Below are 26972 nucleotides of genomic sequence, written 5' to 3' on the forward strand. Positions count from 1 at the left end.
TACGAGATACGAGATACGATCAGGATGTCTCTTAGTGAAATGAAGTTCAACATACTTCAACGCTAAATTGTATTGAGCTTCCCTAGAATACAGACGTAAAAAAACCGCTAGTTGCCTAGCGGTTTTTTTGGTTTAGCGAAACGTATTAAGCCAAGGCCTAAGGCATCTCGTCAAACTCTTCACCTTCTTTGTCCACTTGTGGTGGCATTAGGTGTTCACGCGTAATACCTAACTTCATAGCCAGTGCAGATGCAACGTAGATAGAAGAGTAAGTACCAACCGTAATACCCAGTAGAAGTGCAGTCGCGAAGCCGTGAATCATAGCGCCGCCCTGAACGAACAGTGCGATAACTACGAATAACGTGGTACCAGAAGTGATCAATGTACGGCTCAATGTTTGTGTGATTGAGCTGTTCAGTACTTCAGGTGCTTCACCCTTACGCATCTTACGGAAGTTCTCACGGATACGGTCGAATACAACAATGGTATCGTTGAGGGAGTAACCGACGACCGTTAGCAAGGCTGCTACGATGGTAAGGTCGACCTCAATTTGCATTAGAGAGAACACACCCAGAGTGATGATAACGTCGTGCGCCAGTGCTAATACTGCACCCGCAGCCAAACGCCATTCAAATCGCACTGATACGTAGATCAAGATACAGATAAGAGAAACTAGAATAGCAAGGCCACCCGCTTCTGTTAATTCGTCACCCACGTTAGGACCAACGAACTCGATACGACGCATTTCAACTTGCTCACCAGTACCATTCTCAATAGCAGAAAGGATTTGGTTACCAAGCGTTTCGCCCGCTACGCCATCACGTGGACGTAAACGAACCATCACATCACGAGCTGAACCGAAGTTCTGTACCGTTGCATCACCAAAGCCTTCGGCTTCTAGTGCACTACGAATATCAGGAAGGTGTGCCGGTTGTTCAAAACCAACTTCAATCAGAGTACCGCCAGTAAAATCTAGACCCCAGTTCAACGATTTCGTTGTTAGGGTGAAGATAGCAGTACCAATCATCAAGATAGAAAAAACAAAGGCAACCTTTGACCAACGCATAAAGTCGATCATTTTGTCTGCTTTTAGAATCTGAAACATATTAATTCCTAGCCTTAGATCGACAGTTTTTTAACGCGTTTGCCGCCATACATCAGGTTCACGATACAACGTGTTCCGATAATAGCTGTAAACATTGAAGTCAAGATACCGATAGACAGCGTTACCGCGAAGCCTTTGATAGCACCCGTACCCACAGCAAATAGAATGATTGCTGTTAGTAGTGTGGTGATGTTGGCATCGGCGATTGTGCTGAATGCGTTCGCGTAACCTTGGTGAATCGCTTGTTGTGGACTGCGTCCATCTCGAAGCTCTTCACGTATACGCTCAAAGATCAGAACGTTCGCATCAACCGCCATACCAACCGTTAATACGATACCGGCAATACCTGGTAGGGTCATGGTAGCCCCCGGAATCATCGACATAACACCGATAATCAACACCAAGTTAGCCATTAGCGCAACGTTCGCAATCAGACCAAAGCTACGGTAGTAAAGCAGCGTAAACAGCATTACAGCAGCCATACCCCAAACCATCGCCATGATACCCATATCGATGTTTTGCTGCCCCATAGATGGACCAATCGTACGTTCTTCTACAATCGAGATAGGCGCAATCAATGCACCAGCACGCAGTAGAAGTGCCAAGTTATGAGCTTCAGCCGTTGAATCGATACCAGTAATACGGAAGTTACGGCCTAGCGCAGATTGAATCGTCGCTTGGTTAATCACTTCTTCGTGCTTACTCAAGATAACTCGACCTTCCGGTGTTTTACGACCGCTGTCTTTGTACTCTGCAAATACCGTTGCCATTAGCTTACCGATATTCTGACGAGAGAATGCAGACATCTTGCTACCACCTTCGCTGTCTAGCGAGATGTTAACTTGAGGACGACCATATTCATCAACACTTGAGCTTGCATCAGTAATACTTGAGCCGCCTAGAATAACGCGCTTCTTAAGTACCACAGGACGACCATCACGATCTTGCTTGATTTCGCTACCCGCAGGGGCACGACCAGAAGCGGCAGCGGCTAAGTCAGCACTGCTATCCACTTCACGGAACTCAAGCGTCGCGGTAGCACCAAGAATTTCTTTAGCGCGAGCCGTGTCTTGAACACCAGGCAATTCCACTACGATACGGCTAGAGCCTTGACGTTGAACCAAAGGTTCAGCAACACCAAGTTCGTTAACACGGTTACGTAGAATGGTAATGTTTTGCTCTACCGCATAGTTGCGGATTTCTTGAAGACGAGCCTCTGTGAAGCTAGCAACCAAAGAAAAACGACCATTAGATTCAGAATCTACAAACGTCATGTCTTGGTGCTTAGATTGCAGTAGCGATTTCGCTTCAGCAAGCTGCTCGGCGTTACGTAGAATCACTTCAACCGCATCTTTACCAGATGGGCGAATTGCACGGTAACGGATTTTTTCTTCACGAAGTTCGCTACGGAACGCTTCTTCTTGTTGGCCAACCAGCTTTTGCATCGCAGCGTCCATATCCACTTCCATCAAGAAGTGAACACCACCACGTAGGTCAAGACCAAGCTTCATTGGTGCAGCACCAATAGATTCAAGCCAATCAGGAGTTGAAGCAGCTAAGTTTAAAGCAACGATTACGTCTTCATCTAATGCTTCAGTGATGACATCACGAGCACTAATTTGAGAGTCTGTATCGTTAAAGCGAACAAGAATGGAACCGTTTTCTAGAGCAACGGATTTAGTAGAAAGGTTTTCAGCTTCAAGAGCATTGGTGACAGCATCCAGCGTAGACATATCTACAGAGGCGCCGCGCGCCCCTGTAACTTGAACTGCCGGATCTTCACCGTATATATTCGGAAGTGCGTACAACGCAGCGATGGCGATAGTAAACACCACCATCAGGTACTTCCATAACGGGTAACGGTTTAGCACAGCGAGGATCCTCTAGCTGTTTATAGAGATTTCAGAGTACCTTTTGGTAGCACTGCTGTAACGAAGTCTTTCTTGATAACTACTTCGTTGTTTGCATTCAGTTCGATAGCAACGTAGTCGCTGTCTTCTGCAATCTTAGTGATCTTGCCAATTAGGCCGCCGCTTGTAAGAACTTCATCACCTTTGCCCATAGAAGACATAAGGTTCTTGTGCTCTTTAACACGCTTAGCTTGTGGACGGTAGATCATGAAGTAGAAGATCACAGCGAACATACCTAGCATGATAAGCATTTCGAAACCGCCGCCTGCTGGTGCACCTTCTGCTGCTGCGTGAGCTTGAGAAATAAACATTTAAAACATCCTCTATTTATATTTTCGTAATTGTTTGTCTAATTGGGTCGCATCCCTTTATTTTCAAGCCCCATCACTCGGAAGAGAGATAGGGCTCGCAAAAAAGAAATACTAAGATTCTTTACCTAGTGGTGGCACTTCACGCCCCATTCTTGCGTAGAACTCTGCAACGAACTCTTCAAAGCGGTCTTCATCGATAGACTGACGAATGTCTGACATTACTCGTTGGTAGAAACGCAGGTTATGAATCGTGTTCAGTCGAGCACCTAGGATTTCGTTACAACGATCCAAATGGTGTAAGTACGACTTGCTGTAGTTCTTACAAGTGTAACAGTCACACTCTGAATCTAGTGGTGTTGTATCGGTTTTATGCTTCGCATTACGGATCTTGATCACACCTTCAGTCACAAACAGGTGGCCGTTACGTGCATTTCGCGTTGGCATTACACAGTCAAACATGTCGATACCACGGCGAACACCTTCAACCAAGTCTTCCGGTTTGCCTACGCCCATTAGGTAACGTGGCTTATCTTCTGGCAGTTGAGGACATGTGTGCTCAAGAATGCGGTGCATATCTTCTTTTGGTTCGCCTACTGCTAGGCCACCTACTGCGTAACCGTCAAAACCAATTTCTGTTAGGCCTTTAACGGATACATCACGAAGGTCTTCGTACACGCCACCTTGAACGATACCGAACAGTGAGTTCGGGTTTTCAAGTTTGTCGAAGTGGTTACGTGAACGCTCAGCCCAACGAAGAGACATCTCCATTGAGTCTTTTGCTTCTTTGTGTGTCGCAGGGTAAGGCGTACACTCATCGAAGATCATTACGATGTCTGAACCTAAATCTTTTTGGATTTCCATAGACTTCTCAGCGTCCATGAAGATCTTGTCACCGTTTACAGGGTTACGGAAATGAACACCCTCTTCAGTGATTTTACGCATTGCACCTAGGCTGAATACTTGAAAGCCGCCTGAATCAGTCAGGATAGGACCGTGCCAGTTCATGAAATCGTGCAGGTCACCGTGCATTTTCATGATTTCTTGACCAGGACGTAGCCATAGGTGGAATGTGTTACCTAATAGGATTTCAGCACCTGTGTCTTTTACTTCTTCAGGTGTCATACCTTTAACAGTACCGTAAGTACCTACAGGCATGAATGCTGGGGTTTCAACGGTACCGCGTTCAAACTGAAGTTGACCACGACGTGCGCCGCTATTAGTTTTTTTAAGTTCGTATTTTAATTTCACGAAGCCTCCAATATGCCAGAGAAACAATCTGACTGTTAATTCAGAACCTTAAGCCAAACAAAAGTTCAGTCCAGTGAGCTCTATGAGGAGCGGTCGCGTATTCCTTGCGAGAGATTAGACAGACACCCTGCCCGACTCCTAGCTTACTGCTAGCACCCGTAAATTCTTATGTATATCGTTTATAACTAGCTTAAATTAGCTTGTTTTCTTATTGATGAACATGGCATCACCGTAGCTGAAGAAACGATATTCGCTCTTCACTGCGTGATCGTATGCGCCCATCACATTGTCGTAACCTGCAAATGCACTCACCAACATAATCAGCGTTGATTCTGGTAAGTGGAAATTGGTAATCAAGCAATCCACCAACTGGTATTCGTAACCAGGGAAGATAAAGATTTCAGTGTCACCAAAGAAAGGAACCAACTCTGTGCCTTTCTTCAACGCATCTTGCGCTGCACTTTCTAGTGAGCGTACTGATGTTGTACCAACGGCAATAATACGACCGCCACGAGCTTTTGCTGCAGCTACGGCGTCAACCACTTCTTGCGGGACTTCAACGTACTCAGCATGCATGTGGTGATCATTTATATTATCGACTTTTACTGGCTGGAACGTACCAGCACCAACGTGAAGCGTCACATAAGCAAACTCAACACCTTTCTCTTTCATGTCAGCCATTAGCTTGTCATCAAAATGAAGACCCGCTGTTGGAGCTGCAACCGCACCGGGCTTTTCATTATAGACAGTCTGGTAGCGCTCTTTATCTGCATCTTCATCAGGACGATCGATGTAAGGAGGGAGTGGCATGTGACCAACACTGTTAAGAATCTCTAAAACGCTTTGATCAGATGTGAAATGGATTTCGAATAACGCATCGTGACGCGCCACCATTTCAGCTTCATATTCATCGTTCTCACCAAGGAACAACTTGGTACCCGGCTTCGGTGATTTAGAACAACGAACATGCGCAAGAATGCTTTTCTCATCAAGCATACGTTCAACCAGCACTTCAAGCTTACCTCCTGATGCCTTGCGACCAAATACACGAGCTGGAATCACTCGAGTGTTATTGAAAACAACAAGATCGCCTGGCTCAACCAAGTCTAAAACGTCTTTAAACGAACCATCAGCTAGGTTACCGCTGTTGCCATCTAATTTAAGCAGGCGGCTTGCTGTACGCTCCTCTTGAGGGTAGCGAGCAATGAGTTCATCTGGTAGGTCAAAGTGAAAATCTGAAACTTGCATGTGTCTAGTCTTGTCTTAGTTGATGAGATTTGTGCCGTTGACGAATCATAAATCGTAGTTGCTGGATAATCGTTACGGTAAGTCAATCGTTACCAGAAACACATCGCAAACACGACTAAAAATTTCGCAGTGGGCTAGTATAGGCACACGAGCCGCAATAGCAAGGTTTACAGCACTGGATTATTGTAAAGAGGCGTAAAATAATGCGACTGATTCACCTCCTCAAGCTAAAGAATTAGTTGCATAAAACTCACCCAAGAATGCGTCAGATCTCAGTTATTTTTTGGATAAAAAACTATAGTAATAGCAACAAATAAAAAAGAAGGAGGTTCGTATGATCAAGGTTGAAGATATGATGACTCGCAACCCTCATACCCTATTGCGCTCACACTCACTGGCCGATGCTAAGCACATGATGGAAGCACTTGATATCCGCCATATTCCGGTCGTCGATTCCGACAGGCAACTACTAGGTGTCGTCACACAACGAGACGTTCTCGCCGCTCAAGAATCCAGCCTACAAAACATCCCACAAGCTCAATCTTTTACTCTTGCTACTCCCCTCAACGACATCATGCACAAAAGTGTTATGTCGGTAGAGCCGCGTGCAGGATTAAAAGAATCGGCTATCTACATGCAGAAACATAAAGTGGGCTGTTTACCTGTCGTAGAAAACCACGAACTAGTAGGCATTATTACAGACAGCGATTTTGTCACGATAGCGATCAATTTACTGGAGCTGCAAGAAGAAGTAGAGCCAGAAGAAGCAGAAGTAGAGTAACGCTCGGAATTGATATAAAGAAGAGCGGCCAATTCAGCCGCTCAGAGGGATTGTTGTCGCAGCGGATTATTATAGAAGCTCAGATACCACATCCGCTAATTGATGGAATGTCTCACGACGCGAAGAGCTTGGTCGCCAGACAAGGCCAATATCTCGGTAGGCCTGCTGACCAGGAGGATCGATCACAACGAGATTCTGGTTTTCCAATAAACCGTGGTCGATCGCCATTTGCGGGATAAAGGTAGTACCTAAACCGTTCGCGACCATCTGTACCAATGTGTGAAGGCTCGTTGCTGTGAACGGGTTGATCTTCTCTTTGTCGGTTAACTTACACGCTGATACTGCGTGTTCAGTTAAACAGTGCTCGTTCTCCAACAAGAATACAGACTCGTCTGGCAGGTCATCGTATTTAATTGGTACACGAATACCGTCAGCTTGATTACGGCTGATCACCATTCTAAAAGGATCTTGCCCAACCACTTTGCTCTCCATGTTGTCGATATCAACAGGCAGAGCCAGAATCAATACATCTAACTCACCATGGCGCAGTGCCGCGAGTAAGTTCGTTGTCGTGTCTTCACGTAGCAGTAAGTTTAGCTGAGGAAAGCGCTGGTTGGCTTCTTGTACCAAATCGCACAAAAGAAATGGCGCAATGGTAGGAATGCACCCTACTCGCAGCTGACCTTGCATCGCATCGCCGTTACATAGGTTCCCGAGTTCAACCAAATCTTGACCTTTCGCCAATAACTCTCGACCGTGCTTCACCACCAGCTCTCCCGCTTGAGTAAAAACAAGTGGGCTCTTCTTATCTTTTTTCTCATACAGAGGGCAACCGATCAGCTCTTCTAGGTTTTGAATACCTTTACTAAGAGTTGATTGGCTGACGAAACAGCGATCAGCGGCGTCGCTAAAGTGGCGTGTTTCGTGAAGAGTAACAAGATAGTGAAGTTGCTTAAGACTTGGCCATTTATTCATGAAATTACTTTGTAATATGAGTAGGATAAGTTACACGAAGGTCCTAAGACCTAAGAAAAGGACAAAGAATAAGCTTATCGCTTTTTTCGATGAACTTAATCTATTTAATTCGCTTTTTTCTATAGTACCGATTGTACTATAGTTTGTCGCGTAGAAACGGAGCCCAAACAAAGATGTGTTGGGCCAACTAATTTTTTAGGAGATTCCAAAATGGTACTAGTAGGTCGTCAAGCCCCTGACTTTACTGCAGCAGCTGTTCTAGGTAACGGTGAGATCGTTGATAACTTCAACTTCGCAGAATTCACTAAAGGTAAGAAAGCGGTTGTTTTCTTCTACCCACTAGACTTCACTTTCGTTTGTCCTTCAGAGCTAATCGCTTTCGACAACCGTCTAGAAGATTTCCAAGCTAAAGGCGTTGAAGTAATCGGTGTTTCTATCGATTCTCAATTCTCTCACAACGCATGGCGTAACACTGCTATCGCTGACGGCGGTATCGGTCAAGTTAAATACCCACTAGTTGCTGACGTTAAGCACGAAATCTGTAAAGCATACGATGTTGAGCACCCAGAAGCAGGCGTTGCTTTCCGTGGTTCTTTCCTAATCGACGCTGACGGTCTTGTTCGTCACCAAGTAGTTAACGATCTTCCACTAGGTCGTAACATCGACGAAATGCTACGCATGGTAGACGCACTAAACTTCCACGAGAAGAACGGTGAAGTTTGTCCTGCACAATGGGAAGAAGGTAAATCAGGTATGGACGCATCTCCAAAAGGTGTTGCAGCATTCCTATCTGAGCACGCTGACGACCTAAGCAAGTAATTACCTCTTAAGCCCGAACTCAACGCGGGTTAATGGTTGGAAGATTCTCTTTAAAGAGACATAAAGCATAAGCTAATAGCGCAAAGCGCACCGCCAATCAGTTAAGAAGTAAAGTCCTATTAAAAGCCCGAAGTTAACGCTTCGGGCTTTTTGTTTCCCCCCTCCTCGCTCCCCTAGACTGACTCTTGTAATAGATAATTGAGGTAGCGATAAACCTAAACTTTACCTCTATTTTCCCTTATCCCCATCTATTCAGAATCACACCTAGATTGCTATTATTTCATCAGTATCTTTTTGAACGGATAAACACGATGAACACCGAAATTGAAGTCTGTATCGATAACTTAGAATCTCTTCATACCGCACTATCTGGTGGCGCGAATCGAATTGAGCTTTGCTCTTCATTAGCACTTGGCGGATTAACTCCAAGCTTCGGAATGATGAAACAAGCGGCAATAGTTTCGTCGGTTCCGGTCTACGCTATGATACGCCCAAGACAAGGCGACTTCATTTTCGATAACGACGATATGCTCTGTATGCTTGAAGATATTGAAGCTTGCGCAAATGCAGGATTGGATGGGGTCGTACTTGGTGTGTTAGCGCCGAACGGAAGTATTGATATGCCAAAGATGCAACAACTGGCTGACAAAGCGCACTCGTTAAAGCTTGGGATTACCTTCCACAGAGCCATCGATCAAAGCTCTGATTTCCAAGCAGCATTAGAACAAATCATTACACTTGGATGCGAAAGAGTCCTGACATCAGGGCTTGCTGCTAATGCTGAGCAAGGTATCGATGTATTGGCTGCAATGGTCAAACAAGCCGATGGACGAATTGATATCATGGCGGGGGCTGGCGTTAACGCTGCGAATGCCAAAATGATTCAAAGCGCTACTCAAGTACCTGCTCTTCACCTTTCAGGTAAATCGACAAGGCCGAGTCTAATGGAAAACAACTCAAGTGCTCAAATGGGCAGTGATAATATTGATGATTATCAGATCCCAGTGACAGATGCGAGTAAGATATCTGATGTGAGAGCCGCCCTCACCGCTTAGGGCAATAGTCGCCAGCATAAATCCAGAGAACCTCGCTGACTAATCTAACTGACTGACGTATATTAGATTTAATAGCGCAGAAAATTTTCATGGATAGATATGGCTAAAGACTTATTCAGCTCTCTTGATTTAAACCTGTTACGAAGCAAAACATGTTTGGAAGAAACCAAATCCACGGCTTTCAGGCTGAAATTGGTGTGGCAAGTTATGACGGTACAAAAACGCGCTCAGGCGAAGTAGAAGAGAAAACAACACATGGTATAAGCCTAGGTGGTGCCTACGTTTACCAAGCGACACCAATGCTTGGATTACGTGCTGGTGTTGATATGAATATTTTTGATCACAACAAAACCGTTGTGCCTTACGACACAACGGTCAATTTCAATCTTGGTGCCATTATTAGCTTCTAAAGATAAGCTCTATTTTAGTGCGTCATCAAGGCTTTGATCACCGAGGTGACGTACATCTTTACCCTTCACAAAGTAAATAATGTATTCGCAGATATTTTGGCAGCGGTCTCCCACTCGCTCAATCGCACGAGCTGACCACATCACCTGCAAAATATTAGGGATGTTCTTAGGGTCTTCCATCATATAGGTCATTAACTGACGAATAACGGCTTCGTATTCCGCATCCAACTTATCATCAAGTTTGTGAACTTCAGCAGCCGCATCAACATCCATACGAGCAAAAGCATCTAACACTTGGTGAAGCATGGTGATTGCCTGACGGCAAAGAGGCTCTAACGAAACATGGAATTTTTGCTCTTTGGTTGAAGGGATCTCAATAGCACCTTGCGCAATTTTAGAAGCAACATCGCCAATACGTTCCAGATCGGTAATGGTTTTGATGATCGCCATAATCAAACGCAGATCCTTCGCTGTCGGCTGACGCTTTGCAATGATTCGAGTACACGCCTCATCAATCGACACTTCCATCGCATTCACTTTGTGGTCATCACGAATCACTTTTTTGGCCAATTCAACATCGTCTTTATGAAGCGCCTGCATTGCAAACGAGAGTTGCTGCTCCACTAACCCGCCCATGGTCAATACATGAGTACGGATCGATTCTAACTCGACATTGAATTGCCCTGAAATGTGGCGACCGAAATGCATACTTGCTCCTTGAAAGAAATGAAGAAAGCCATTTTTGTAGAGTGACTTAGCTCTAGATGACACCTTTGGAGAGGTTAGCCATATCTACCAGTAATGTAGTCTTCCGTCTGGTTTTTCAATGGAGACGTAAAAATTGAGTCCGTATCTGAGTACTCGATCAATTTTCCCATATGAATAAAGGCAGTATGGTCACTTACACGCGCGGCTTGTTGCATGTTGTGGGTAACAATCACCACTGTGTATTGCGTTTTGAGATCGTTGATCAACTCTTCAATCGTCAAAGTAGAAATCGGATCGAGTGCCGATGTCGGCTCATCTAACAACAGCACTTCAGGCTCAATCGCAACCGCACGAGCGATAACCAAACGCTGCTGTTGACCGCCAGATAAACCAAAAGCATTCTCATGCAACCGATCTTTCACTTCATCCCATAACGCAGCAGCGCGCAGAGAGCGTTCAACCGCATCATCAAGGTCTCGGCTGCTGCTAACGCCTTGTAGCCTCAAGCCATAAACCACATTCTCATAGATAGATTTAGGAAAAGGGTTTGGACGCTGGAATACCATACCCACACGGCGTCGTAAGGTCGCAACATCCACCTTAGGGTGATAGACGTTCTTGCCATGAAGCTTCACTTTCCCGGAAACCTTACAGCCTTCAACAAGATCGTTCATGCGATTAATGCAGCGCAGCAGAGTCGACTTACCACACCCAGAAGGGCCGATAAACGCCGTCACCTGCCCCTTCGGGATCTGCATCGAGATATCATCAAGTGCTTGGCTCTCTTTATAGTAAAGATTTAGCCCTTCGATCGAGATAGCAATTTGCTCATCCTTCAGATTGTGAACATCAAGTGGTGCTTGGTAACCCAAGGTTTCATTAATCGAGAACATCTAATCTTGTCCTAAGGTTCGGTATTTTTCACGCAAGTTATTACGGATATTGATGGCTGTTAAGTTCAACCCAACAATCACCGTAACCAATAAAAATGAAGTCGCATACACTAAAGGTCGTGCCGCTTCGATATTAGAGGTTTGAAAACCAACATCATAGATATGAAAGCCTAAATGCATGAACTTTCTATCTAAGTGTAAATACGGAAACTGACCATCGACTGGCAAGCTAGATGCCAATTTAACAACACCCACCAGCATAAGTGGTGCAACTTCCCCCGCGGCTCTCGCGATTGCCAAAATTAAACCAGTGATAATCGCTGGGCTTGCCATCGGTAAAACAATGCGCCAAAGCGTCTCAAATTGAGTCGCACCAAGCGCTAATGAACCGTGCCTCACTGCACTAGGAATACGCGTTAAGCCCTCTTCCGTGGTTACGATAACGACTGGAAGCGTCAAGACCGCTAAGGTTAGTGCTGACCAAAGTAGACCCGGCGTACCAAATGTCGGTGCTGGCAATCGCTCTGCATAGAACAACGTATCAATCGAGCCACCAATGGTATAGACGAAAAAGCCTAAACCAAAAACGCCATACACAATCGACGGTACACCCGCCAAGTTAATCACGGCGATACGAATTAAACGTGTTAGTGCGTTGTTTTTTGCGTATTCATGAAGATATATCGCAGCGACTACCCCAAGAGGCATCACGACGATCGACATGAGAATAACCAACAGTACTGTGCCAAAAATAGCAGGAAACACACCGCCTTCAGAGTTTGAGTCTCGTGGGTTCTCTGATAAGAACTTCCAAACTTGTTTGCCCCAGTGCCCAACCTTTTCTAGGTAAGACATATTATTTGGGTACCAATAATCCAGAATGTGACTTAGCGAAATCTCGACCTGCTCGCCTGTCATATCCTCAACGAGTAAGCTTTCGACATTAAGTTGCGTTCTAAGGTGCTCAAGCTTAACTTCGGCTTCACCTAACTGGCGGTTTAATTCCAGTTTAGTTTGAGTATAGGTTTTAAGGTATTCATCGCTCACTGACTCATTGAGTTCAAGCTTACGCTTTTCTAAGCGCAGGTTTTCCAATTGCCAGCTGATATTGCGAATTCCTTGGTTCACGACACGCGATGTTTCTTTACGTAGCGCATCAGCGAACGCCAAGCCTTGTTCGAGCTTTTGGTCTATGTTCGAATCAAAGGTGCCAGAAGCGGTTTTAAAACCCACCGGCTTACCAAAGAAATAACCACCTCGACTTCGTTCAATCACAACCCAATCAAGCGGGGTAGTGGGTTCACGTAAGTTAACATCCAGAATAGAAACAAAGTCCGCAGGGTACAGTTCTCTGTTAGCAACTTTGATGCTTAAGCGCTGTATCAGCCCAGTCGACAAATTTTGAGGAGACAAAAGGTCATGGACTTGTGGAACTTGCTCTATCGGGATGTATTTTCGTTCATATAACTGACCAACCAATACATCTTGTTTTGATACGGTTTCGTCAAAATCGACCACTAGCGATAAGTCTTTGGAGTCAACTTGCCATTGATACAAAGGTGCGGGCCAAAAATAGGTTAAGCCCTTCCAACCAATCAGCAGCATTAGGCCAAGAACAGAAAGCATACTGATGCTCACCGCCCCGCCCGTAAGCCAGATCCACGGAGAGCCCGATTTAACCCAAGATAATAATGACTTCAGTTTATTCATCATGATCGACCTTGCTCTTGGCGTGCTGAAATCAAGGAGCTGCAAAGATCAAGAGACACGCTAGTCAAGCCACTAAAAGCCATTGATACACATTGAGACAAACCTTGAAAACTACAGCGCACGATATTTATCTCTCAGTCTTTGTCTAACCCACTCAGCAACTGAGTTCACCGCGAATGTGAAGATAAACAGCAAGAGTGCAGCCAAGAACAGCAAGCGGAAATGAGAACCGCCCACTTCAGATTCTGGCAATTCAACAGCAATCGTTGCCGATAAGGTTCTCATCCCTTCCAAAATATTCCAGTCAAGAATTGGAGTATTACCTGTCGCCATCAAGACGATCATGGTTTCACCAACTGCTCGCCCTAGGCCCATCATAACCGCAGAAAAGATACCTGGACTCGCCGTCAATAGCACCACATAAATAAGCGTCTGCCACGCCGTCGCACCCAACGCTAACGAGCCATCAGACAAATGTTTAGGTACAGAGAAAATAGCATCTTCCGCAATAGTGAAAATCGTTGGGATGACCGCAAAGCCCATAGCAAAACCAACCACCAGCGCATTACGTTGGTCAAAGTCGATGCCATAGTTGGCCAAGAAGGTACGAATATCACCACCAAACAACAAGGCTTCAATGTTGCTTCCACCAGCAAACACAGCAACTACTGTAACCACTAATACTGGAATCAATATCAGCGCGTGCCAACCATTAGAGAAGCGACCCGTTACCATCTTCGGTAAACAGAACCAAACAAGTCCAGTAAACAGTGTGCTGAGTGGTAATAGCACCATTAATGAGAAGACAGCCGTTAAATGCGTCTCGACGATTGGAGCAAACCAAAGCCCAGCCAAGAATCCGATGATCACGGTCGGAAGAGCTTCCATCAGCTCTATCGAAGGCTTTACGACTCTTCGCATGCGTGGAGACATGAAGTAAGCGGTGTAAATAGCTCCGAGCACAGCAACAGGCACGGCAAACATCATCGCAAATAGAGCGGCTTTGATAGTACCGAACGTGATAGGGACTAAACTGAATTTCTCTTCAAAGTCATCGTTCGCTGACGTTGATTGCCAAACGTATTGTGGCTCAGGGTAACTTTCGTACCAGACTTTTTGCCAAAGCGATGAGAATGAGATTTGTGGGTATTCATTGTCGACTTTAGCTACACTAATGGTGCCATCAATCAAGGTCGCCAGATGCAGTTCATTGGCAGACATAGCCGCTAATTGTGGTGATTTATCAAAGGCGCGTTCAAACAACGACAGCTTTTCACTGGTCGTATAGTGGCTTTGTAATGTGCCGTTCTTATAGAAGCTATAAAACCCCTTTCTATAAGTATCCGGAAGAATAAACTGCACTTGTTCAGCAAGTTGGAAATCTCGAATATGGGTCAGGCTACGTTTTTCATCTTTGAGTACATCGAACCATTGAGAAACCTGTCCGTCCTCATGCGTAACCAACAACGAGTATGCACCAGACAATAAATCGATGCTTTTCACGGAATGCTTCGCATCATTTAGGCTAAGATCAATCACTTCACGAACATCAAAACCGTTATCTGATAGTTTTAAAACAACCAAGTCCGATTGTGATCGTAGGTATAAAGTTTGCCCATCAGGTGTGACAAGCAGTTGCTGTTGCAAACCCAGTTTATCCGAAAGCCATTGGCTCTTCTGAAAAACATACTGACCAGTAAGGTCACTCTGATACCACTTAACCAAGACTCGTTGGTCACTTAACTGAGCGACAACCGTAATTCCACGTCCATTTTTAGAGAACGCGAATTTGTCGATCGTTGCCTCATTTGATGACTCATCATTTAAAAACGGTTCAGGGAGAGTGATTTGCTCAATTTTAGGCTCGGCTTCGCTGCCCTTTTTCAGTACAGGCGCACTATACTCAGGATAGAAAAAAATAAGATTGCTTGCGCTGTCGGCAAAGGCAAACCAATTTTCAGATGGGGTATTTCGAGAAAAGGCGATGGGGTTGGCTACAATATCACGCTCAAAGTAAGAGTGTGTATTTTGAGACTCTAAGTCCCAAAACTGTACCAAGCCAGATTTTTCGATAGTAAATGCATGCTGACCATATTCATCAACCGATAAGACGATAGGCTTTTCTACGGCAACGGTCTTCACGGCTTGGTCTGTCTCTAAACCAGTATCTGAAAATACTGGTAAAATGACCATTGCCAAGTAAACAAAGATCAATACTAGGGCAGCTAGAACACTGACCGCGCCGCATGTCACCGAAAAACGGACGAGACGATCTTTCAACCATCTTTTTTTGTCGCGCTCTTTCAATGAAAATTGGGCTGAAGCCATCTGTTTATCTACCTTTTTTTAGCTACTGACATAATATGTACGTTAGATGACAATTATATTACAAGTTACGTTAAACAACTGAAACTAATAACAAGTTTGTTAGCCATATTTCTTAAAGTAAGATCATAGATTTTGTGCATTTTGCCATTCTAATTTAAAGTAATCAGCTCTATAGCCAGTACTCAAGGATTCTCATCTCGATGGAAAAAGACTATGTCACAAAAGAACTTAGCTGGTTATCCTTCAACGAAAGAGTGCTCCAAGAAGCGGCAGATAAGTCAGTCCCCTTAATCGAAAGAGTTCGTTTTTTAGGTATTTACTCGAAAAACCTCGATGAGTTTTACAAAGTCCGATTTGCTGATGTGAAACGAAAGATCTTACTTCAAGATCCACAGCTAACCTCCAACTCGCCGAAAAGCCTACTGACTAAAATGCAGAGCAAAGCAAGCAAGCTCGATGCTCAATTCCATGAACTGTATAACGACTTGCTATTGGAATTGGTACGCAATCGTATTTTTCTGGTCAACGAACAACAAATCAGCGAAGAACAAAGTGGCTGGATAAAAAAGTACTTTAAGAAAAAAGTGCTGCCACACTTAACTCCGATTCTCTTGAACGAAGATAGCCAGTTACTTAATATTCTCAAAGATGAACAAAGTTACTTAGCCATCGACATCGAGCGTGATGCATCATCTCAATATGTCTTACTCGAAATCCCATCAGAAGCACTCCCTCGATTTGTTAAGTTACCGGAAACTTCGGGTTCGCAGCGTACAACTTTGATCTTGTTAGATAATATAGTTCGATTTTGTTTGGATGACTTACTTAAAGGATTCTTTGAGTATGACTCATTGCGTTGTTTTGCGATAAAAATGACACGTGATGCCGATTATGATCTGCAAGAGGACAATGAAAATAACCTATTAGAATCGATGTCTTTAGGTTTAGAACAGCGCTTAACGGCACTGCCGATACGTCTGATCTATGAATCTGAAATGCCAACTGAAATGCTCAACTTCTTACAAGTCAGACTTAAACTGTCTGACTATGACAGTGTCATCGCAGGTGGTCGCTATCATAACTTCAAACATTTCTCTGAGTTCCCAAGCCTTAACCGACGTGATTTAGTTAATCGTCCTCTACCCGCGATTAAGTGCGCGCATTTCAGCCATTACCCAAACTATTTCGAAGCGATCAAAGCTCGCGACATCTTACTGCATTATCCTTATCACACCTTTAGTCACATCACTGAACTGGTTAGGCAGGCTTCCTTTGACCCGAAGGTAACCTCCATCAAAATAAACGTTTACCGTGTTGCGGAAGGCTCAAAACTCCTCAGCTCGATCATCGATGCGGCGCACAATGGCAAAAAGGTCACTGTGGTTGTCGAGCTGCAAGCACGCTTTGATGAGCAAGCCAACATTCAATGGACCAAGAAACTTCAAGAAGCGGGTGTAAAAGTCATCCATGGCATCCCAAGTTTGAAGATCCATTCCAAGTTGCTGCTCATCAAACGAAAAGAAGGCAAGCATACCGAGCATTATGCCCATATTGGCACTGGCAACTTCCATGAAGTTACAGCGCGCGTGTATACCGATTTTTCTCTGCTCACTGCGAATGAAGATTTGACTCAAGAGGTGAGACAAGTCTTTAAGTATATTGAAAACCCTTATCAAAAGTCCCAGTTCAAGCAACTGATTGTGTCACCAAAGAATACTAGAAAACGTCTGTACCAATTGATAGATAATGAAATACAAAACGCGATAGAAGGTAAACCTGCAAGCATCACTCTAAAACTCAACAACTTGGTCGATCGAGAGATCATTGAAAAGCTCTATCAGGCTAGCCAAGCCAATGTAAAAGTGAGAATGGTCATTCGCGGCATGTGCTCTCTTGTCCCTGGCATACCCCACATCAGTGATCATATTGAGATAGTCAGTGTGGTCGATCGTTTCCTCGAACATCCGAGAGTGATGATATTTGGTAACGCTGGAAAGCCGAAGGTCTATATATCTTCCGCTGACTGGATGACACGAAATTTTGATCACCGCATCGAAGTTGCAGCTCCAATTTTAGATCCAAAGATCAAGCAAACCATTATCGATATCACCGAGTTTCATTTCGATGACAGCAACAAAGCTCGAGTGCTAGACCAAGCGATGAGCAACTCTTACACACAACCACCAGCAAACCTACTTGATTACCCGACGTCACAACTCTCCACTTACCACTATATTAAACGTATGGAGAAACTTGCTCGCAAGAAGTACAAACAAGAGAAGAAATCATGCCGCTAATTGATAACAAACATTCTCGATGTATTGCCGCTATCGACTTGGGTTCGAACAGCTTTCACATGGTGGTTGCCCGAGTATTCGATCAACACCTGCAATTAGTCAGCAGACACAAACAGAAAGTGAGATTAGGTGATGGATTGGATGAACGTAACGTCCTATCTGAAAGCGCTATCGAGCGAGGCCTAGAATGCCTCAAGGTGTTCGCAGAACGACTGGCGGATTTTGAGCTTGATGATGTCAGAGTTGTTGCGACTCATACCCTAAGAAAAGCCAAAAACGCTAAAGACTTCTTAGAGCAAGCCAAGCCACTGTTTCCTTTTCCAATAGAGATCATTTCCGGTCAAGAAGAAGCTCGAATAATCTATAACGGAGCAGAACACACTCAAACCGCTTCTGAATCTAAGTTGGTTATTGATATCGGTGGAGGGAGTACGGAACTCGTCGCCGGACAAGGCTTTACTCCTCTAATTATGCGCAGTTTACCGATGGGATGCGTCAACTTCACTCAACGTTTCTTTGCTGACGAAGGGCTAACTTCGCGACACTTCTCAGATGCTTATACCGCAGCTACTCGTCTATTGATGCCATTGATTGAAGAATACACAAAAGCCCCTTGGGAAATCGCTTTTGGCTCATCTGGTACCACGAAATCAATAAAAGAAGTACTCATTGGCTTAGGGTTCACCGATGGTCTCATTACGCCCCAACGCCTGTCCTATTTAAAGAATCACTTATGTGAGTTTTCATCATCCAACACCGTAAATCTTTCAGGCTTAAGTGATGAGAGAAAGCCTGTGTTTGCTGCAGGCGTCACCATTCTTTCAGCAGCAATGGATACGCTAGACATCAAGGAGTTACATTTTTCTGATGGTGCCCTGAGAGAAGGCGTTCTTTATGACATGGAGGATAGGTTTAAAGATATTGATATTCGAACAAGAACTGCCGAAACGCTCGTCTCTCGATACCATGTAGACGTAACTCATGGCGAGAAAGTGAAAGTGCTCGCTCTTTCATTGCTGAAACAAGTACAGCCTCAAGTGACAACTGCGGTCACTAATGAGCTGTATGATCTGCTTGGTTGGGCTGCAGTACTTCATGAGGTAGGACAAAGCATTGCATTCCAAGGCTATCACCGCCATTCGGCTTATCTGCTTAAGCATACGACAATGCCAGGCTTTAATACTGAGCAACAACGCCTTATATCAGCATTGGTTCGCTATCAAAGAAAAGCGCTCAAACTACAAGATTTGCCGGAACTTTCTCTGTTTACTCAGCAACAAGTCACCCTGCTGATTCGTATATTGAGACTCGCTATCTTACTCAACCGTCAGCGAAATCAAGCACTGGCCCCAGACGTGACTCTAACGATTGAACAACAGGATAACTGGGAATTGAAAGGATCTAACAGCGATTGGTTGGCCCAAAACCAACTGCTTGATTATGAGCTCAGAGAAGAGCAACAACGTTGGAAAAATGCAGAATGGTCGTTGCAGCTAAAATAACGAACAGTCAAAATAAAAACAGCTTGCGACGCGCAAGCTGTTCATACGTTTTTTTCTAAGTTTGTCGTAGCCTGAATTAGAGCCCGACTTTTGCCAATTCTTGCTCTGCGAACTCAGACGGTATCGCTAAATAGCCATCTTTCTCTACAAGTTCTTGTCCTTGCTTTGAGAACACAAAAGTGAGGAACTCTCTTTCAACGGGAGAAAGCGGTTTATCTGGGTGTTTGTTCACGTATACGTAAAGAAAGCGTGATAGAGGGTAATCACCGCTCAAGATATTCTCACGCGTAGGCTCAACATAATTAGAGCCGTGCTCTGCAATAGGAATCAGCTTAACACCTGCTACGCGGTAGCCAATGCCCGAGTAGCCAATCCCACTGATGGATGAAGCGACCGACTGAACGACTGAAGCCGAACCAGGTTGCTCATTCACACGATTTTTAAAGTCACCGCCGCACAGTGCATTCTGTTTGAAGTATCCATAAGTCCCCGATACAGAATTGCGACCGAACAATTGGAATCGATGTTTCGCCCATGGCTGATCGATTCCGAGATCTTGCCAGTTATTGAGGGGCCTTGTTGCTCCGCAGCGTAATGTCTCAGAAAAAATGCCATCAATCTGACGAAAGTTAAGCCCTTCAATAGGATTATCTCGGTGGACAAACAGCCCGATTGCGTCAATAGCGACTCGTAATGCAGTTGGCTTATAACCATGCTCTCTTTCAAAGGCTTCCACTTCACGTAAACGCATTGGTCGGCTCATAGGACCAAGGTGAGCAGTCCCTTCCGTCAATGCAGGAGGCGCAGTAGAAGAGCCCGATGCTTGGACCTGAGCGTTCACATTCGGGTAGTAGGATTTAAACTCCTCTACCCACAATGTCGTCATCCCAGCCAAAGTATCAGACCCGACCGATAACAAGCTTCCAGAGATACCAGGAACTTTGGAATAATCAGGCAATGACTCAACACTCTGCTCAGCGAAGCTTGGACACGCCAATACCATCGCTAACAGTGAACCAATTGGCAAACGCATCCTGCGTATTAAGTCACTCATGACACAGTCAATCGGTTTGGCAACGTGAAATGGAAACGACTGCCGACGCCCACTTCACTTTGAATTTCGAGATGTGAATCGTGGTGGCTAAGCGCATGCTTTACAATCGCTAATCCAAGACCACTACCACCGGTATCACGAGAGCGGGCTTTATCTACACGATAGAAGCGCTCTGTGAGTCGATGTAAGTGTTGAGGCTCAATACCATCACCAGTATCTGACACATCTAAGCACGCGCCTTGGCTGGTTTGATACCAACGCACTTTGACCGTTGCTCCTGCGGGTGTGTATTTAACCGCGTTATAAACCAAATTCGATATCGCACTTCTCAATTGGTCTTCATCGGCAAGAACTCGTAGGCTCTTATCGATATCAAACTCAAGCTTATGTTCGCGCTCACCGCTAAGGCTCGCCGCTTCTTTCTCAAGAACCTCAAGCATCGCCGGAACGTTGACCACTTCATCCAACTCATGCATTGGCGCCGCTTCAATTTTCGAAAGCGTGAGTAGTTGATTAACCAAACTGTTCATTCGATTGAGCTGCTCAGTCATTACGCCATGCGCCTTGGTCCACATTGGGCCAACGATCATGTCTGGATCTTCGGTCATTTCAAGGTAACCTTGAAGGACGGTCATCGGCGTACGCAATTCATGAGAAACGTTAGCGAAGAAGTTACGGCGCATGCCTTCTAACTGCTTAAGCTGGGTCACATCACGTACCACCATCAGGTGTTCACCCTCGGTATACGGCACAATACGCAGCTCGAGCATACGCTCCACATTCAATGGAGAAGGCATCTCTAATGGCTCAGAGAAATCTTGCTTATTAAGGTACTTAATAAAATCTGGAGTACGAATCAAATTCGAGATCGGTTGACCTGAATCATCTGGCCAACGAAAGCCCAGCAAATACTGAGCTAGCTTGTTACACCAAACGATATTGCCTTCACCGCGAAATACCACAACGGCATCGGGAAGCGATTCTGCACCGTTACGGAAACGGCGGATAAGGTTAGTCAGTTCTTTGCGTTTGCGACGCTGTCTCTGCTGCATACGATAAATACCGTTAAACAGAGATTCCCAGTTCCCAGAGCCTGAAGGTGGAGTTAGACGCTTCTCATCCCACAGCCATGCGGACAAACGCATTTGGTTGTGTAGATGCCAGCCGAGCTGCAATACCGTAGCAGCCAGCAGCAACCAAGGTAGGTAACCGAATATCCATCCGACTAAAACCCATGGTGCGTAAAAAAAAGCCAGCTCCCAAGCCAGCTTTTTCCAGGTTAACTTTTCAACCATTCAGGACTCCGTAAACTGGGCAGCGAAGCCACATTAAGCCTTTGTAGAAAAACGGTAGCCAGCGCCACGAACCGTTTGGATTAGCTTATCGTGACCTGCAGACTCAAGCGCTTTACGCAGGCGTCGAATATGTACATCAACCGTTCGGTCTTCAACGTAAACATTGGTACCCCAAACGTTGTTAAGCAGCTGCTCTCGGCTGTACACACGCTCTTGGTGCGTCATAAAGAAATGCAGCATTTTGAACTCTGTTGGTCCCATATCAACTGGACCTTCGCTTGCGGTAACACGATGAGATACTGGGTCTAGCTTAAGACCTTGTACATCAATCACATCTTCTAGTGCAGTAGGCGTTACACGGCGGATAACCGCTTTCAGGCGAGCAACGAGCTCTTTGGGTGAAAATGGCTTGGTGATGTAATCATCAGCACCCACTTCTAAACCACGCACCTTATCTTCTTCTTCGCCACGAGCCGTTAGCATCACCACTGGGATGTTGCGAGTTAACTCTTCACGCTTCATGTGCTTGATAAAGTTTATCCCGCTACCACCAGGTAGCATCCAATCTAGTAATACTAGATCTGGGAAAGGTTCACATAGCTTGTTTACCGCTGTATCGTAATCTTCAGCCTCTACTGCTTGGTAGCCTTTTTGTTCAAGCACGAAGCACAGCATCTCACGAATAGGTGCTTCATCTTCAACGACCAGAATCCTTCTCGACATAATTGAATAGCCTTTGTATTTAATCAACGCATTGCATTATCTGAGTTAATTATGACACTTTTGTGACCTTTGAAAACAAATTTTCATATAACTGTCTCAAACGTTTCACTTTATAATTTTTGATACAGAGCTAAGGACAAATCGAATTAGATCTCATATCATGAGGCACTTCTAAAAAGGTATGAGAAAAATATATGTGGTTTAAAAATTGCCTAGTCTATCGCTTCAACCGTGATATTGATTTCAACGCAGATCAGCTAGAGAAACAACTTGAAGAATTCCGCTTTACTCCTTGTGGTAGCCAAGACAAACAGAAGTTTGGTTGGGTACACGCAATGGGTAGACATGGCGATATGATGACGCACGTATCAGAAAACCGCATTCTTATCTGTGCAAAGAAAGAAGAGAAAATGCTACCCGCTTCTGTGATCAAAGAATCATTGAACGCAAAAGTAGAAACGCTTGAGGCAGAGTCTGGTACCCCTCTGAAAAAGAAAGAGAAAGACAGCCTAAAAGAAGACATCATCATTGATCTACTTCCTCGAGCATTCAGCCGCAGCAACTTCACTTACGCGCTGATCATGCCAAAAGAAGGTTTCATTGTGGTTGATGCGAGCAGCTACAAAAAAGCAGAAGATGTATTAGCATTGCTACGTAAGACAATGGGTAGCCTGCCAGTAGTGCCAGCTATCCCAGAGCAAGCGATCGAAACGACTCTTACAGAATGGGTGAAATCAGGTGATACGCCACAAGGCATCACTATGCTTGATGAAGCAGAACTAAAATCTATTCAAGAAGACGGCGGTATTGTTCGAGTTAAGAAACAAGAACTAGAAGCTGATGAGATTAAAAACCACATCGAAGCCAATAAGATGGTGACGAAACTTCTTATCAACTGGCAAGACCGTATTGAATTCATTCTTGCAGAAGATGGCAGTATCAAACGCCTAAAATTCAGTGATGAGCTCAAAGACGAAAACGACGATATTCCTCGTGAAGATCAAGCTGCGCGTTTTGATGCGGACTTCTCTCTACTTTGTGGTGAGTTCAGTGTTTTCCTTCCAAACCTATTTGAATCATTAGGCGGGTTAACTCAACCTAACGCTTAATCAGTCAAACTATAGGCTCAGGTGCTAACGGTATCTGAGCTTATTTCTCACTAAGTTCTCACTTATATCTGCCTCTAGACCCTCTTGTTAATGTCATTGCTATCTTTAGGGCTATCAACCAAACTCATTTTAGCGTAAAATTTGCGCCCCTTTGATATCACTTGGTGGTATCAACCTGACTTGAGATCAGATTAGAGAACGAAGCAATGACTACACAAAAACCATTTGTACCTGAACTATTATCACCGGCAGGAAGCCTTAAAAACATGCGTTACGCATTCGCCTACGGCGCTGATGCAGTTTACGCGGGCCAGCCACGTTACAGCCTTCGCGTTCGTAACAATGAGTTCAACCACGAAAACCTACAAATCGGTATCGATGAAGCTCATGCTCAAGGCAAAAAGTTATATGTTGTATGTAACATTCAGCCACACAACTCTAAATTAAAAACTTTCATTCGCGACCTTAAGCCAGTTGTTGATATGGGCCCAGACGCTCTTATCATGTCTGATCCTGGTCTTATCATGATGGTTCGTGAAGCATTCCCTGAAATGCCTATCCACCTTTCAGTTCAAGCTAACGCTGTAAACTGGGCAACTGTAAAATTCTGGGCTACACAAGGCGTTGAGCGTGTCATCCTATCTCGTGAGCTATCACTTGAAGAGATCGAAGAGATCCGCGAACACTGTCCTGAAACAGAACTAGAGATCTTTGTTCACGGTGCACTTTGCATGGCGTACTCTGGTCGTTGTCTACTTTCTGGTTACATGAACAAGCGCGATCCAAACCAAGGTACTTGCACCAACGCTTGCCGCTGGGAATACAAAACAGAAGCAGCGAAAGAAGACGAAAACGGTCAGATCGTTGAAGCAAACCCTACTGGTGTTGCTATTCAAGAAGTAGAAACGCAAGACATTGAAGTTCAAGATGAGCGTCCAGACAACACACTAGGCCTTGGTAAACCAACAGACGAAGTGGTTCTGCTTTCTGAATCACACAAGCCAGAAGAGAAAATGGCAGCGTTTGAAGATGAGCATGGTACTTACATCATGAACTCAAAAGACCTTCGTGCAATCCAACACGTTGAGCGCCTAACGAAGATGGGTGTTCACTCTCTGAAGATTGAAGGTCGTACTAAGTCTTTCTACTACTGTGCACGTACTGCTCAGGTTTACCGTAAAGCTATTGACGATGCAGTGGCAGGCAAACCATTCGATGAAAGCCTAATGGGTACACTAGAGAGCCTAGCTCACCGTGGTTACACTGAAGGCTTCTTACGTCGCCATACACACGATACATACCAAAACTACGAGTACGGTTACTCTATCTCTGACACTCAACAGTTTGTTGGTGAGTTCACAGGTAAGCGCCGTGGTGACCTAGCGGAAGTAGAAGTGAAGAACAAGTTCCTAGTAGGCGACAGCTTAGAAATGATGACACCGAAAGGTAACGTTGTTTTCAAACTAGAAGTTATGGAAAACCGCAAATCTGAAGCGGTCGACGATGCGAAAGGTAACGGTCACTTTGTATTTATTCCTGTACCAGCAGATCTAGATCTAGAGTACGGCTTGCTGATGCGTAACTTGAGCGAAGGCCAAGATACACGTAACGCATCAGGCAAATAATTTTTACTTAAGCGACTTACTTGAGAAGAAAATAATGGCTCTGTTAATTACTGACAAGTGCATAAACTGCGATATGTGTGATCCTGAATGCCCAAATGGTGCAATCACTATGGGCGACAGCATCTTCGAGATCGATCCTGATTTATGTACAGAGTGTAAAGGTCACTATGAAAAGCCAACATGCCAGTCAGTGTGTCCGATTACAAAATGCATCATCACTGACCCAAACCATATTGAAACTGATGACGAGCTACTTGAGAAGTTTGTTATCATTCAAGGCTTGACCTAAAAGAAGAAAGGTTCAACTTAACCATAAGTTGAACCTTTTTTTTCATCCTGATTTTCCGATTGGATAAATATTGCAGAAGAGCTCTTTTTCAAATTGATATTCGAGTCGTTCTCGCCAGTTTATTGATTGAGCTATAGGAACAAGATAAAATTTTTCCCTGCTGGTATCGGTCACAAATGCCATTCCATACTGCATCAATTCATAGTGAACATCATTTACGAAACTAGGGTCTAAACGTTGTCTGCCTGTTAGCTGATTGATGTCATCTCTTGAAATTGAAATACCCGAGCTTTCAGCGTTGAACCTATGTCTTAACCATTCTGAAAATTCCTTCGCACAAATCATAGTCATAGTCTTATCCTTGAATTATCTATCGACGGGTATCAGACTCTGATTTCGCATACTGCATATAAGCCGTATCTTTCACCCCAAAACACTCAATCCCTGACCAAACCTTGTCAAATTCGCCATCGCCCTTGCTGATACCGTTATTGCTTTTATTAATATCAAACGATGTTCTTAATCTCGTGTTTATAAACTCTAGACAAAAGTGTGATATTTCTCCAGTTTTAGAGTCGAAAAAACCAGTGGCAGTACCACTGTAAAAAGCCTCGATGAACAGGATTACTTATTTGATATCAAGGCCAAACACTGACTTGGCATCACTTTAACTTTTTTCTTTTTCTTAGTTTTCGCTACTTTTTTAGGAGGTGGAACTGGAACAGTCTTTGGAGCCCAACTTGCAAGTTCATCTCCACAACCGTCACCTTTAGGAGGGCTCGCTTGAGCTATGCAGTTTGAACTGCCTTCAGGACACTTTAAACGAACGTGGAAGTGGGAGTGGTGTCCCCACCAAGGTCTTATTTTGCCTAACCAAGCTCTATCATTAGCGTCAGAGTTTTCTTGTTCACAAAGGGTTTGCTTGATCACTGGATGAACAAAAATACGCACCACTTTTTCATCTTTCGCCGCATAACGAATAACTTGAAAATGATCATCGGTCCAATTCGATTCACGCAATTTGTAGTTGGTAAGATCCACAACGCTCACAGGTTTAGGCACAGCTAATTCGTTCTCTGACAACCTCTTACTGGTTAACCTTAGCCATATATCAATATCTAACCCTGTTTGATGACTTGAATGACCTGAAGAAAAGCGCCCTCCTCTGGGAAGAGAAATATCACCGATCAATAAATTAGTATTGAGCTTCTCGCTGGTCGTGACTCCTAACCTCTCAATAAACTTTATAGCTTCTGTATGGCCATAGTAGCGCTCTCTTTGAGGGCGAATGATCTGATACCCCAAACCATTAATAGGCAAAGCCTGCGCGCCGTCTAGACAGCCATTGGCATAGCTTCCAATTGATGAGGGTGAATTTCTAGTAGGGTGACTCTCTTTTTCCCACGAAGTTGCTGATAGAGAAAATGAACAAAAGAATACAACCAGTGCAAAAAAGAACCTCATAATAATCCCAAATTACTGACGCTTACTCATTATATTAGTCGCCATTTAGGATTAGGTGCATATCGTACTTAAGTTTGTGGTGGTAGCTAGTGAATTATACCAATTAAAGTAAA

General features: G+C 44.4%; 23 protein-coding genes and 1 pseudogene. 9 read left to right on the forward strand and 15 right to left on the reverse strand.

Annotation, left to right across the window (positions count from 1 at the left end; genetic code table 11):
• Positions 1-157: 157 nt before the first annotated feature.
• The 5 genes from secF to queA all read right to left on the reverse strand — a co-directional run bounded on the left by secF (position 158) and on the right by queA (position 5822).
• Positions 158-1105 (reverse strand): protein translocase subunit SecF, encoded by a 948-nt coding sequence (gene secF, locus AB4623_RS20665; protein ID WP_017062837.1) that lies wholly within the window; start codon positions 1103-1105, stop codon positions 158-160.
• A gap of 14 nt (positions 1106-1119) precedes the next feature.
• On the reverse strand, positions 1120-2976 hold the full coding sequence (gene secD / locus AB4623_RS20670; RefSeq protein ID WP_102320714.1) for a protein translocase subunit SecD: 1857 nt from the start codon (positions 2974-2976) through the stop codon (positions 1120-1122).
• A 20-nt stretch (positions 2977-2996) separates the two neighbouring features.
• On the reverse strand, positions 2997-3326 hold the full coding sequence (gene yajC, locus AB4623_RS20675; RefSeq protein WP_010440492.1) for a preprotein translocase subunit YajC: 330 nt from the start codon (positions 3324-3326) through the stop codon (positions 2997-2999).
• 111 nt (positions 3327-3437) lie between these two features.
• Positions 3438-4574 (reverse strand): tRNA guanosine(34) transglycosylase Tgt, encoded by a 1137-nt coding sequence (tgt, locus tag AB4623_RS20680; RefSeq protein ID WP_017056177.1) that lies wholly within the window; start codon positions 4572-4574, stop codon positions 3438-3440.
• A 195-nt stretch (positions 4575-4769) separates the two neighbouring features.
• Positions 4770-5822: a tRNA preQ1(34) S-adenosylmethionine ribosyltransferase-isomerase QueA gene (gene queA / locus AB4623_RS20685; RefSeq protein WP_017062523.1), complete on the reverse strand. Its 1053-nt coding sequence runs from the start codon at positions 5820-5822 to the stop codon at positions 4770-4772.
• A gap of 334 nt (positions 5823-6156) precedes the next feature.
• Between queA and AB4623_RS20690 the strand changes: the two genes are divergently transcribed.
• Entirely contained in the window at positions 6157-6603 is a 447-nt protein-coding gene (locus AB4623_RS20690; RefSeq protein ID WP_017062524.1) for a CBS domain-containing protein, read from the forward strand.
• 69 nt (positions 6604-6672) lie between these two features.
• On the opposite strand, the gene AB4623_RS20695 is transcribed toward AB4623_RS20690, so the two are convergent.
• On the reverse strand, positions 6673-7578 hold the full coding sequence (locus tag AB4623_RS20695; protein WP_017632986.1) for a hydrogen peroxide-inducible genes activator: 906 nt from the start codon (positions 7576-7578) through the stop codon (positions 6673-6675).
• A gap of 210 nt (positions 7579-7788) precedes the next feature.
• Between AB4623_RS20695 and AB4623_RS20700 the strand changes: the two genes are divergently transcribed.
• From AB4623_RS20700 to AB4623_RS20710, 3 genes and pseudogenes are all read left to right on the forward strand, one after another.
• The gene (locus AB4623_RS20700) at positions 7789-8397 is read left to right on the forward strand and encodes a peroxiredoxin C (RefSeq protein ID WP_004740353.1); all 609 of its coding nucleotides are present in this window, start codon (positions 7789-7791) and stop codon (positions 8395-8397) included.
• Between the two features lie 311 nt (positions 8398-8708).
• Positions 8709-9452 carry a copper homeostasis protein CutC gene (locus tag AB4623_RS20705; RefSeq protein ID WP_017062527.1) on the forward strand — a complete coding sequence of 248 codons (744 nt, stop codon included), beginning with the start codon at positions 8709-8711 and terminating at the stop codon, positions 9450-9452.
• Positions 9453-9598: 146 nt separating this feature from the next.
• Positions 9599-9862 (forward strand): annotated as a pseudogene (locus AB4623_RS20710) (hypothetical protein); the annotation flags it as partial.
• A gap of 9 nt (positions 9863-9871) precedes the next feature.
• Here the strand turns inward: AB4623_RS20710 and phoU are convergent.
• The 4 genes from phoU to AB4623_RS20730 form a co-directional block, all read right to left on the reverse strand.
• Entirely contained in the window at positions 9872-10570 is a 699-nt protein-coding gene (gene phoU, locus AB4623_RS20715) for a phosphate signaling complex protein PhoU (protein ID WP_009848270.1), read from the reverse strand.
• 74 nt (positions 10571-10644) lie between these two features.
• Positions 10645-11463, reverse strand: coding sequence for a phosphate ABC transporter ATP-binding protein PstB (pstB, locus tag AB4623_RS20720; protein ID WP_372147313.1), 819 nt, complete (start codon positions 11461-11463; stop codon positions 10645-10647).
• Entirely contained in the window at positions 11464-13173 is a 1710-nt protein-coding gene (gene pstA, locus AB4623_RS20725) for a phosphate ABC transporter permease PstA (RefSeq protein WP_372147319.1), read from the reverse strand.
• A gap of 111 nt (positions 13174-13284) precedes the next feature.
• Positions 13285-15501 (reverse strand): ABC transporter permease subunit, encoded by a 2217-nt coding sequence (locus AB4623_RS20730; protein ID WP_372147314.1) that lies wholly within the window; start codon positions 15499-15501, stop codon positions 13285-13287.
• Positions 15502-15701: 200 nt separating this feature from the next.
• On the opposite strand from AB4623_RS20730, the gene ppk1 reads away from it, so the two are divergent.
• Both ppk1 and ppx read left to right on the forward strand, forming a co-directional pair.
• On the forward strand, positions 15702-17798 hold the full coding sequence (gene ppk1, locus AB4623_RS20735; RefSeq protein ID WP_372147315.1) for a polyphosphate kinase 1: 2097 nt from the start codon (positions 15702-15704) through the stop codon (positions 17796-17798).
• Complete coding sequence (ppx, locus tag AB4623_RS20740; RefSeq protein WP_372147316.1) at positions 17789-19300, forward strand: exopolyphosphatase; 1512 nt, start codon at positions 17789-17791, stop codon at positions 19298-19300. The genes ppk1 and ppx overlap by 10 nt, the downstream gene beginning before the upstream one ends.
• A gap of 76 nt (positions 19301-19376) precedes the next feature.
• On the opposite strand, the gene AB4623_RS20745 is transcribed toward ppx, so the two are convergent.
• From AB4623_RS20745 to phoB, 3 genes are read right to left on the reverse strand one after another with little or no spacing between them, the layout of a single operon-like run.
• Positions 19377-20333 carry a PstS family phosphate ABC transporter substrate-binding protein gene (locus tag AB4623_RS20745; protein ID WP_008223911.1) on the reverse strand — a complete coding sequence of 319 codons (957 nt, stop codon included), beginning with the start codon at positions 20331-20333 and terminating at the stop codon, positions 19377-19379.
• A gap of 17 nt (positions 20334-20350) precedes the next feature.
• Positions 20351-21649 (reverse strand): phosphate regulon sensor histidine kinase PhoR, encoded by a 1299-nt coding sequence (gene phoR, locus AB4623_RS20750; RefSeq protein WP_004740365.1) that lies wholly within the window; start codon positions 21647-21649, stop codon positions 20351-20353.
• A 33-nt stretch (positions 21650-21682) separates the two neighbouring features.
• Positions 21683-22372, reverse strand: coding sequence for a phosphate regulon transcriptional regulator PhoB (phoB, locus tag AB4623_RS20755; RefSeq protein WP_004735064.1), 690 nt, complete (start codon positions 22370-22372; stop codon positions 21683-21685).
• Between the two features lie 194 nt (positions 22373-22566).
• Here phoB and rdgC point away from each other — a divergent pair, with 194 nt between their 5' ends.
• The 3 genes from rdgC to AB4623_RS20770 all read left to right on the forward strand — a co-directional run bounded on the left by rdgC (position 22567) and on the right by AB4623_RS20770 (position 25395).
• Positions 22567-23481, forward strand: a complete 915-nt coding sequence (rdgC, locus tag AB4623_RS20760) for a recombination-associated protein RdgC (protein ID WP_017062534.1) — start codon at positions 22567-22569, stop codon at positions 23479-23481.
• A 206-nt stretch (positions 23482-23687) separates the two neighbouring features.
• Positions 23688-25106, forward strand: a complete 1419-nt coding sequence (gene yegQ, locus AB4623_RS20765) for a tRNA 5-hydroxyuridine modification protein YegQ (protein ID WP_372147317.1) — start codon at positions 23688-23690, stop codon at positions 25104-25106.
• Between the two features lie 34 nt (positions 25107-25140).
• Entirely contained in the window at positions 25141-25395 is a 255-nt protein-coding gene (locus AB4623_RS20770; protein WP_004735061.1) for a YfhL family 4Fe-4S dicluster ferredoxin, read from the forward strand.
• Positions 25396-25437: 42 nt separating this feature from the next.
• On the opposite strand, the gene AB4623_RS20775 is transcribed toward AB4623_RS20770, so the two are convergent.
• Both AB4623_RS20775 and mepA read right to left on the reverse strand, forming a co-directional pair.
• Positions 25438-25746 carry a hypothetical protein gene (locus tag AB4623_RS20775; protein ID WP_372147318.1) on the reverse strand — a complete coding sequence of 103 codons (309 nt, stop codon included), beginning with the start codon at positions 25744-25746 and terminating at the stop codon, positions 25438-25440.
• A 273-nt stretch (positions 25747-26019) separates the two neighbouring features.
• Positions 26020-26859, reverse strand: coding sequence for a penicillin-insensitive murein endopeptidase (gene mepA, locus AB4623_RS20780; RefSeq protein ID WP_017062537.1), 840 nt, complete (start codon positions 26857-26859; stop codon positions 26020-26022).
• Between the last annotated feature and the right edge of the window lie 113 nt (positions 26860-26972).

Source organism: Vibrio sp. 10N.222.52.C12 (assembly GCF_041474215.1).
GTDB lineage: Bacteria > Pseudomonadota > Gammaproteobacteria > Enterobacterales > Vibrionaceae > Vibrio > Vibrio crassostreae_C.

Bases quoted from the DNA above. Each gene is read 5' to 3' on its own strand.
- secF (WP_017062837.1), bottom strand. From the start codon at position 1,105: ATGTTTCAGATTCTAAAAGCAGACAAAATGATCGACTTTATGCGTTGG.
- yajC (WP_010440492.1), bottom strand. From the start codon at position 3,326: ATGTTTATTTCTCAAGCTCACGCAGCAGCAGAAGGTGCACCAGCAGGC.
- queA (WP_017062523.1), bottom strand. From the start codon at position 5,822: ATGCAAGTTTCAGATTTTCACTTTGACCTACCAGATGAACTCATTGCT.
- AB4623_RS20690 (WP_017062524.1), top strand. From the start codon at position 6,157: ATGATCAAGGTTGAAGATATGATGACTCGCAACCCTCATACCCTATTG.
- AB4623_RS20695 (WP_017632986.1), bottom strand. From the start codon at position 7,578: ATGAATAAATGGCCAAGTCTTAAGCAACTTCACTATCTTGTTACTCTT.
- AB4623_RS20700 (WP_004740353.1), top strand. From the start codon at position 7,789: ATGGTACTAGTAGGTCGTCAAGCCCCTGACTTTACTGCAGCAGCTGTT.
- AB4623_RS20705 (WP_017062527.1), top strand. From the start codon at position 8,709: ATGAACACCGAAATTGAAGTCTGTATCGATAACTTAGAATCTCTTCAT.
- phoU (WP_009848270.1), bottom strand. From the start codon at position 10,570: ATGCATTTCGGTCGCCACATTTCAGGGCAATTCAATGTCGAGTTAGAA.
- pstB (WP_372147313.1), bottom strand. From the start codon at position 11,463: ATGTTCTCGATTAATGAAACCTTGGGTTACCAAGCACCACTTGATGTT.
- pstA (WP_372147319.1), bottom strand. From the start codon at position 13,173: ATGAATAAACTGAAGTCATTATTATCTTGGGTTAAATCGGGCTCTCCG.
- AB4623_RS20730 (WP_372147314.1), bottom strand. From the start codon at position 15,501: ATGGCTTCAGCCCAATTTTCATTGAAAGAGCGCGACAAAAAAAGATGG.
- ppk1 (WP_372147315.1), top strand. From the start codon at position 15,702: ATGGAAAAAGACTATGTCACAAAAGAACTTAGCTGGTTATCCTTCAAC.
- ppx (WP_372147316.1), top strand. From the start codon at position 17,789: ATGCCGCTAATTGATAACAAACATTCTCGATGTATTGCCGCTATCGAC.
- AB4623_RS20745 (WP_008223911.1), bottom strand. From the start codon at position 20,333: ATGCGTTTGCCAATTGGTTCACTGTTAGCGATGGTATTGGCGTGTCCA.
- phoR (WP_004740365.1), bottom strand. From the start codon at position 21,649: ATGGTTGAAAAGTTAACCTGGAAAAAGCTGGCTTGGGAGCTGGCTTTT.
- phoB (WP_004735064.1), bottom strand. From the start codon at position 22,372: ATGTCGAGAAGGATTCTGGTCGTTGAAGATGAAGCACCTATTCGTGAG.
- rdgC (WP_017062534.1), top strand. From the start codon at position 22,567: ATGTGGTTTAAAAATTGCCTAGTCTATCGCTTCAACCGTGATATTGAT.
- yegQ (WP_372147317.1), top strand. From the start codon at position 23,688: ATGACTACACAAAAACCATTTGTACCTGAACTATTATCACCGGCAGGA.
- AB4623_RS20770 (WP_004735061.1), top strand. From the start codon at position 25,141: ATGGCTCTGTTAATTACTGACAAGTGCATAAACTGCGATATGTGTGAT.
- AB4623_RS20775 (WP_372147318.1), bottom strand. From the start codon at position 25,746: ATGACTATGATTTGTGCGAAGGAATTTTCAGAATGGTTAAGACATAGG.
- mepA (WP_017062537.1), bottom strand. From the start codon at position 26,859: ATGAGGTTCTTTTTTGCACTGGTTGTATTCTTTTGTTCATTTTCTCTA.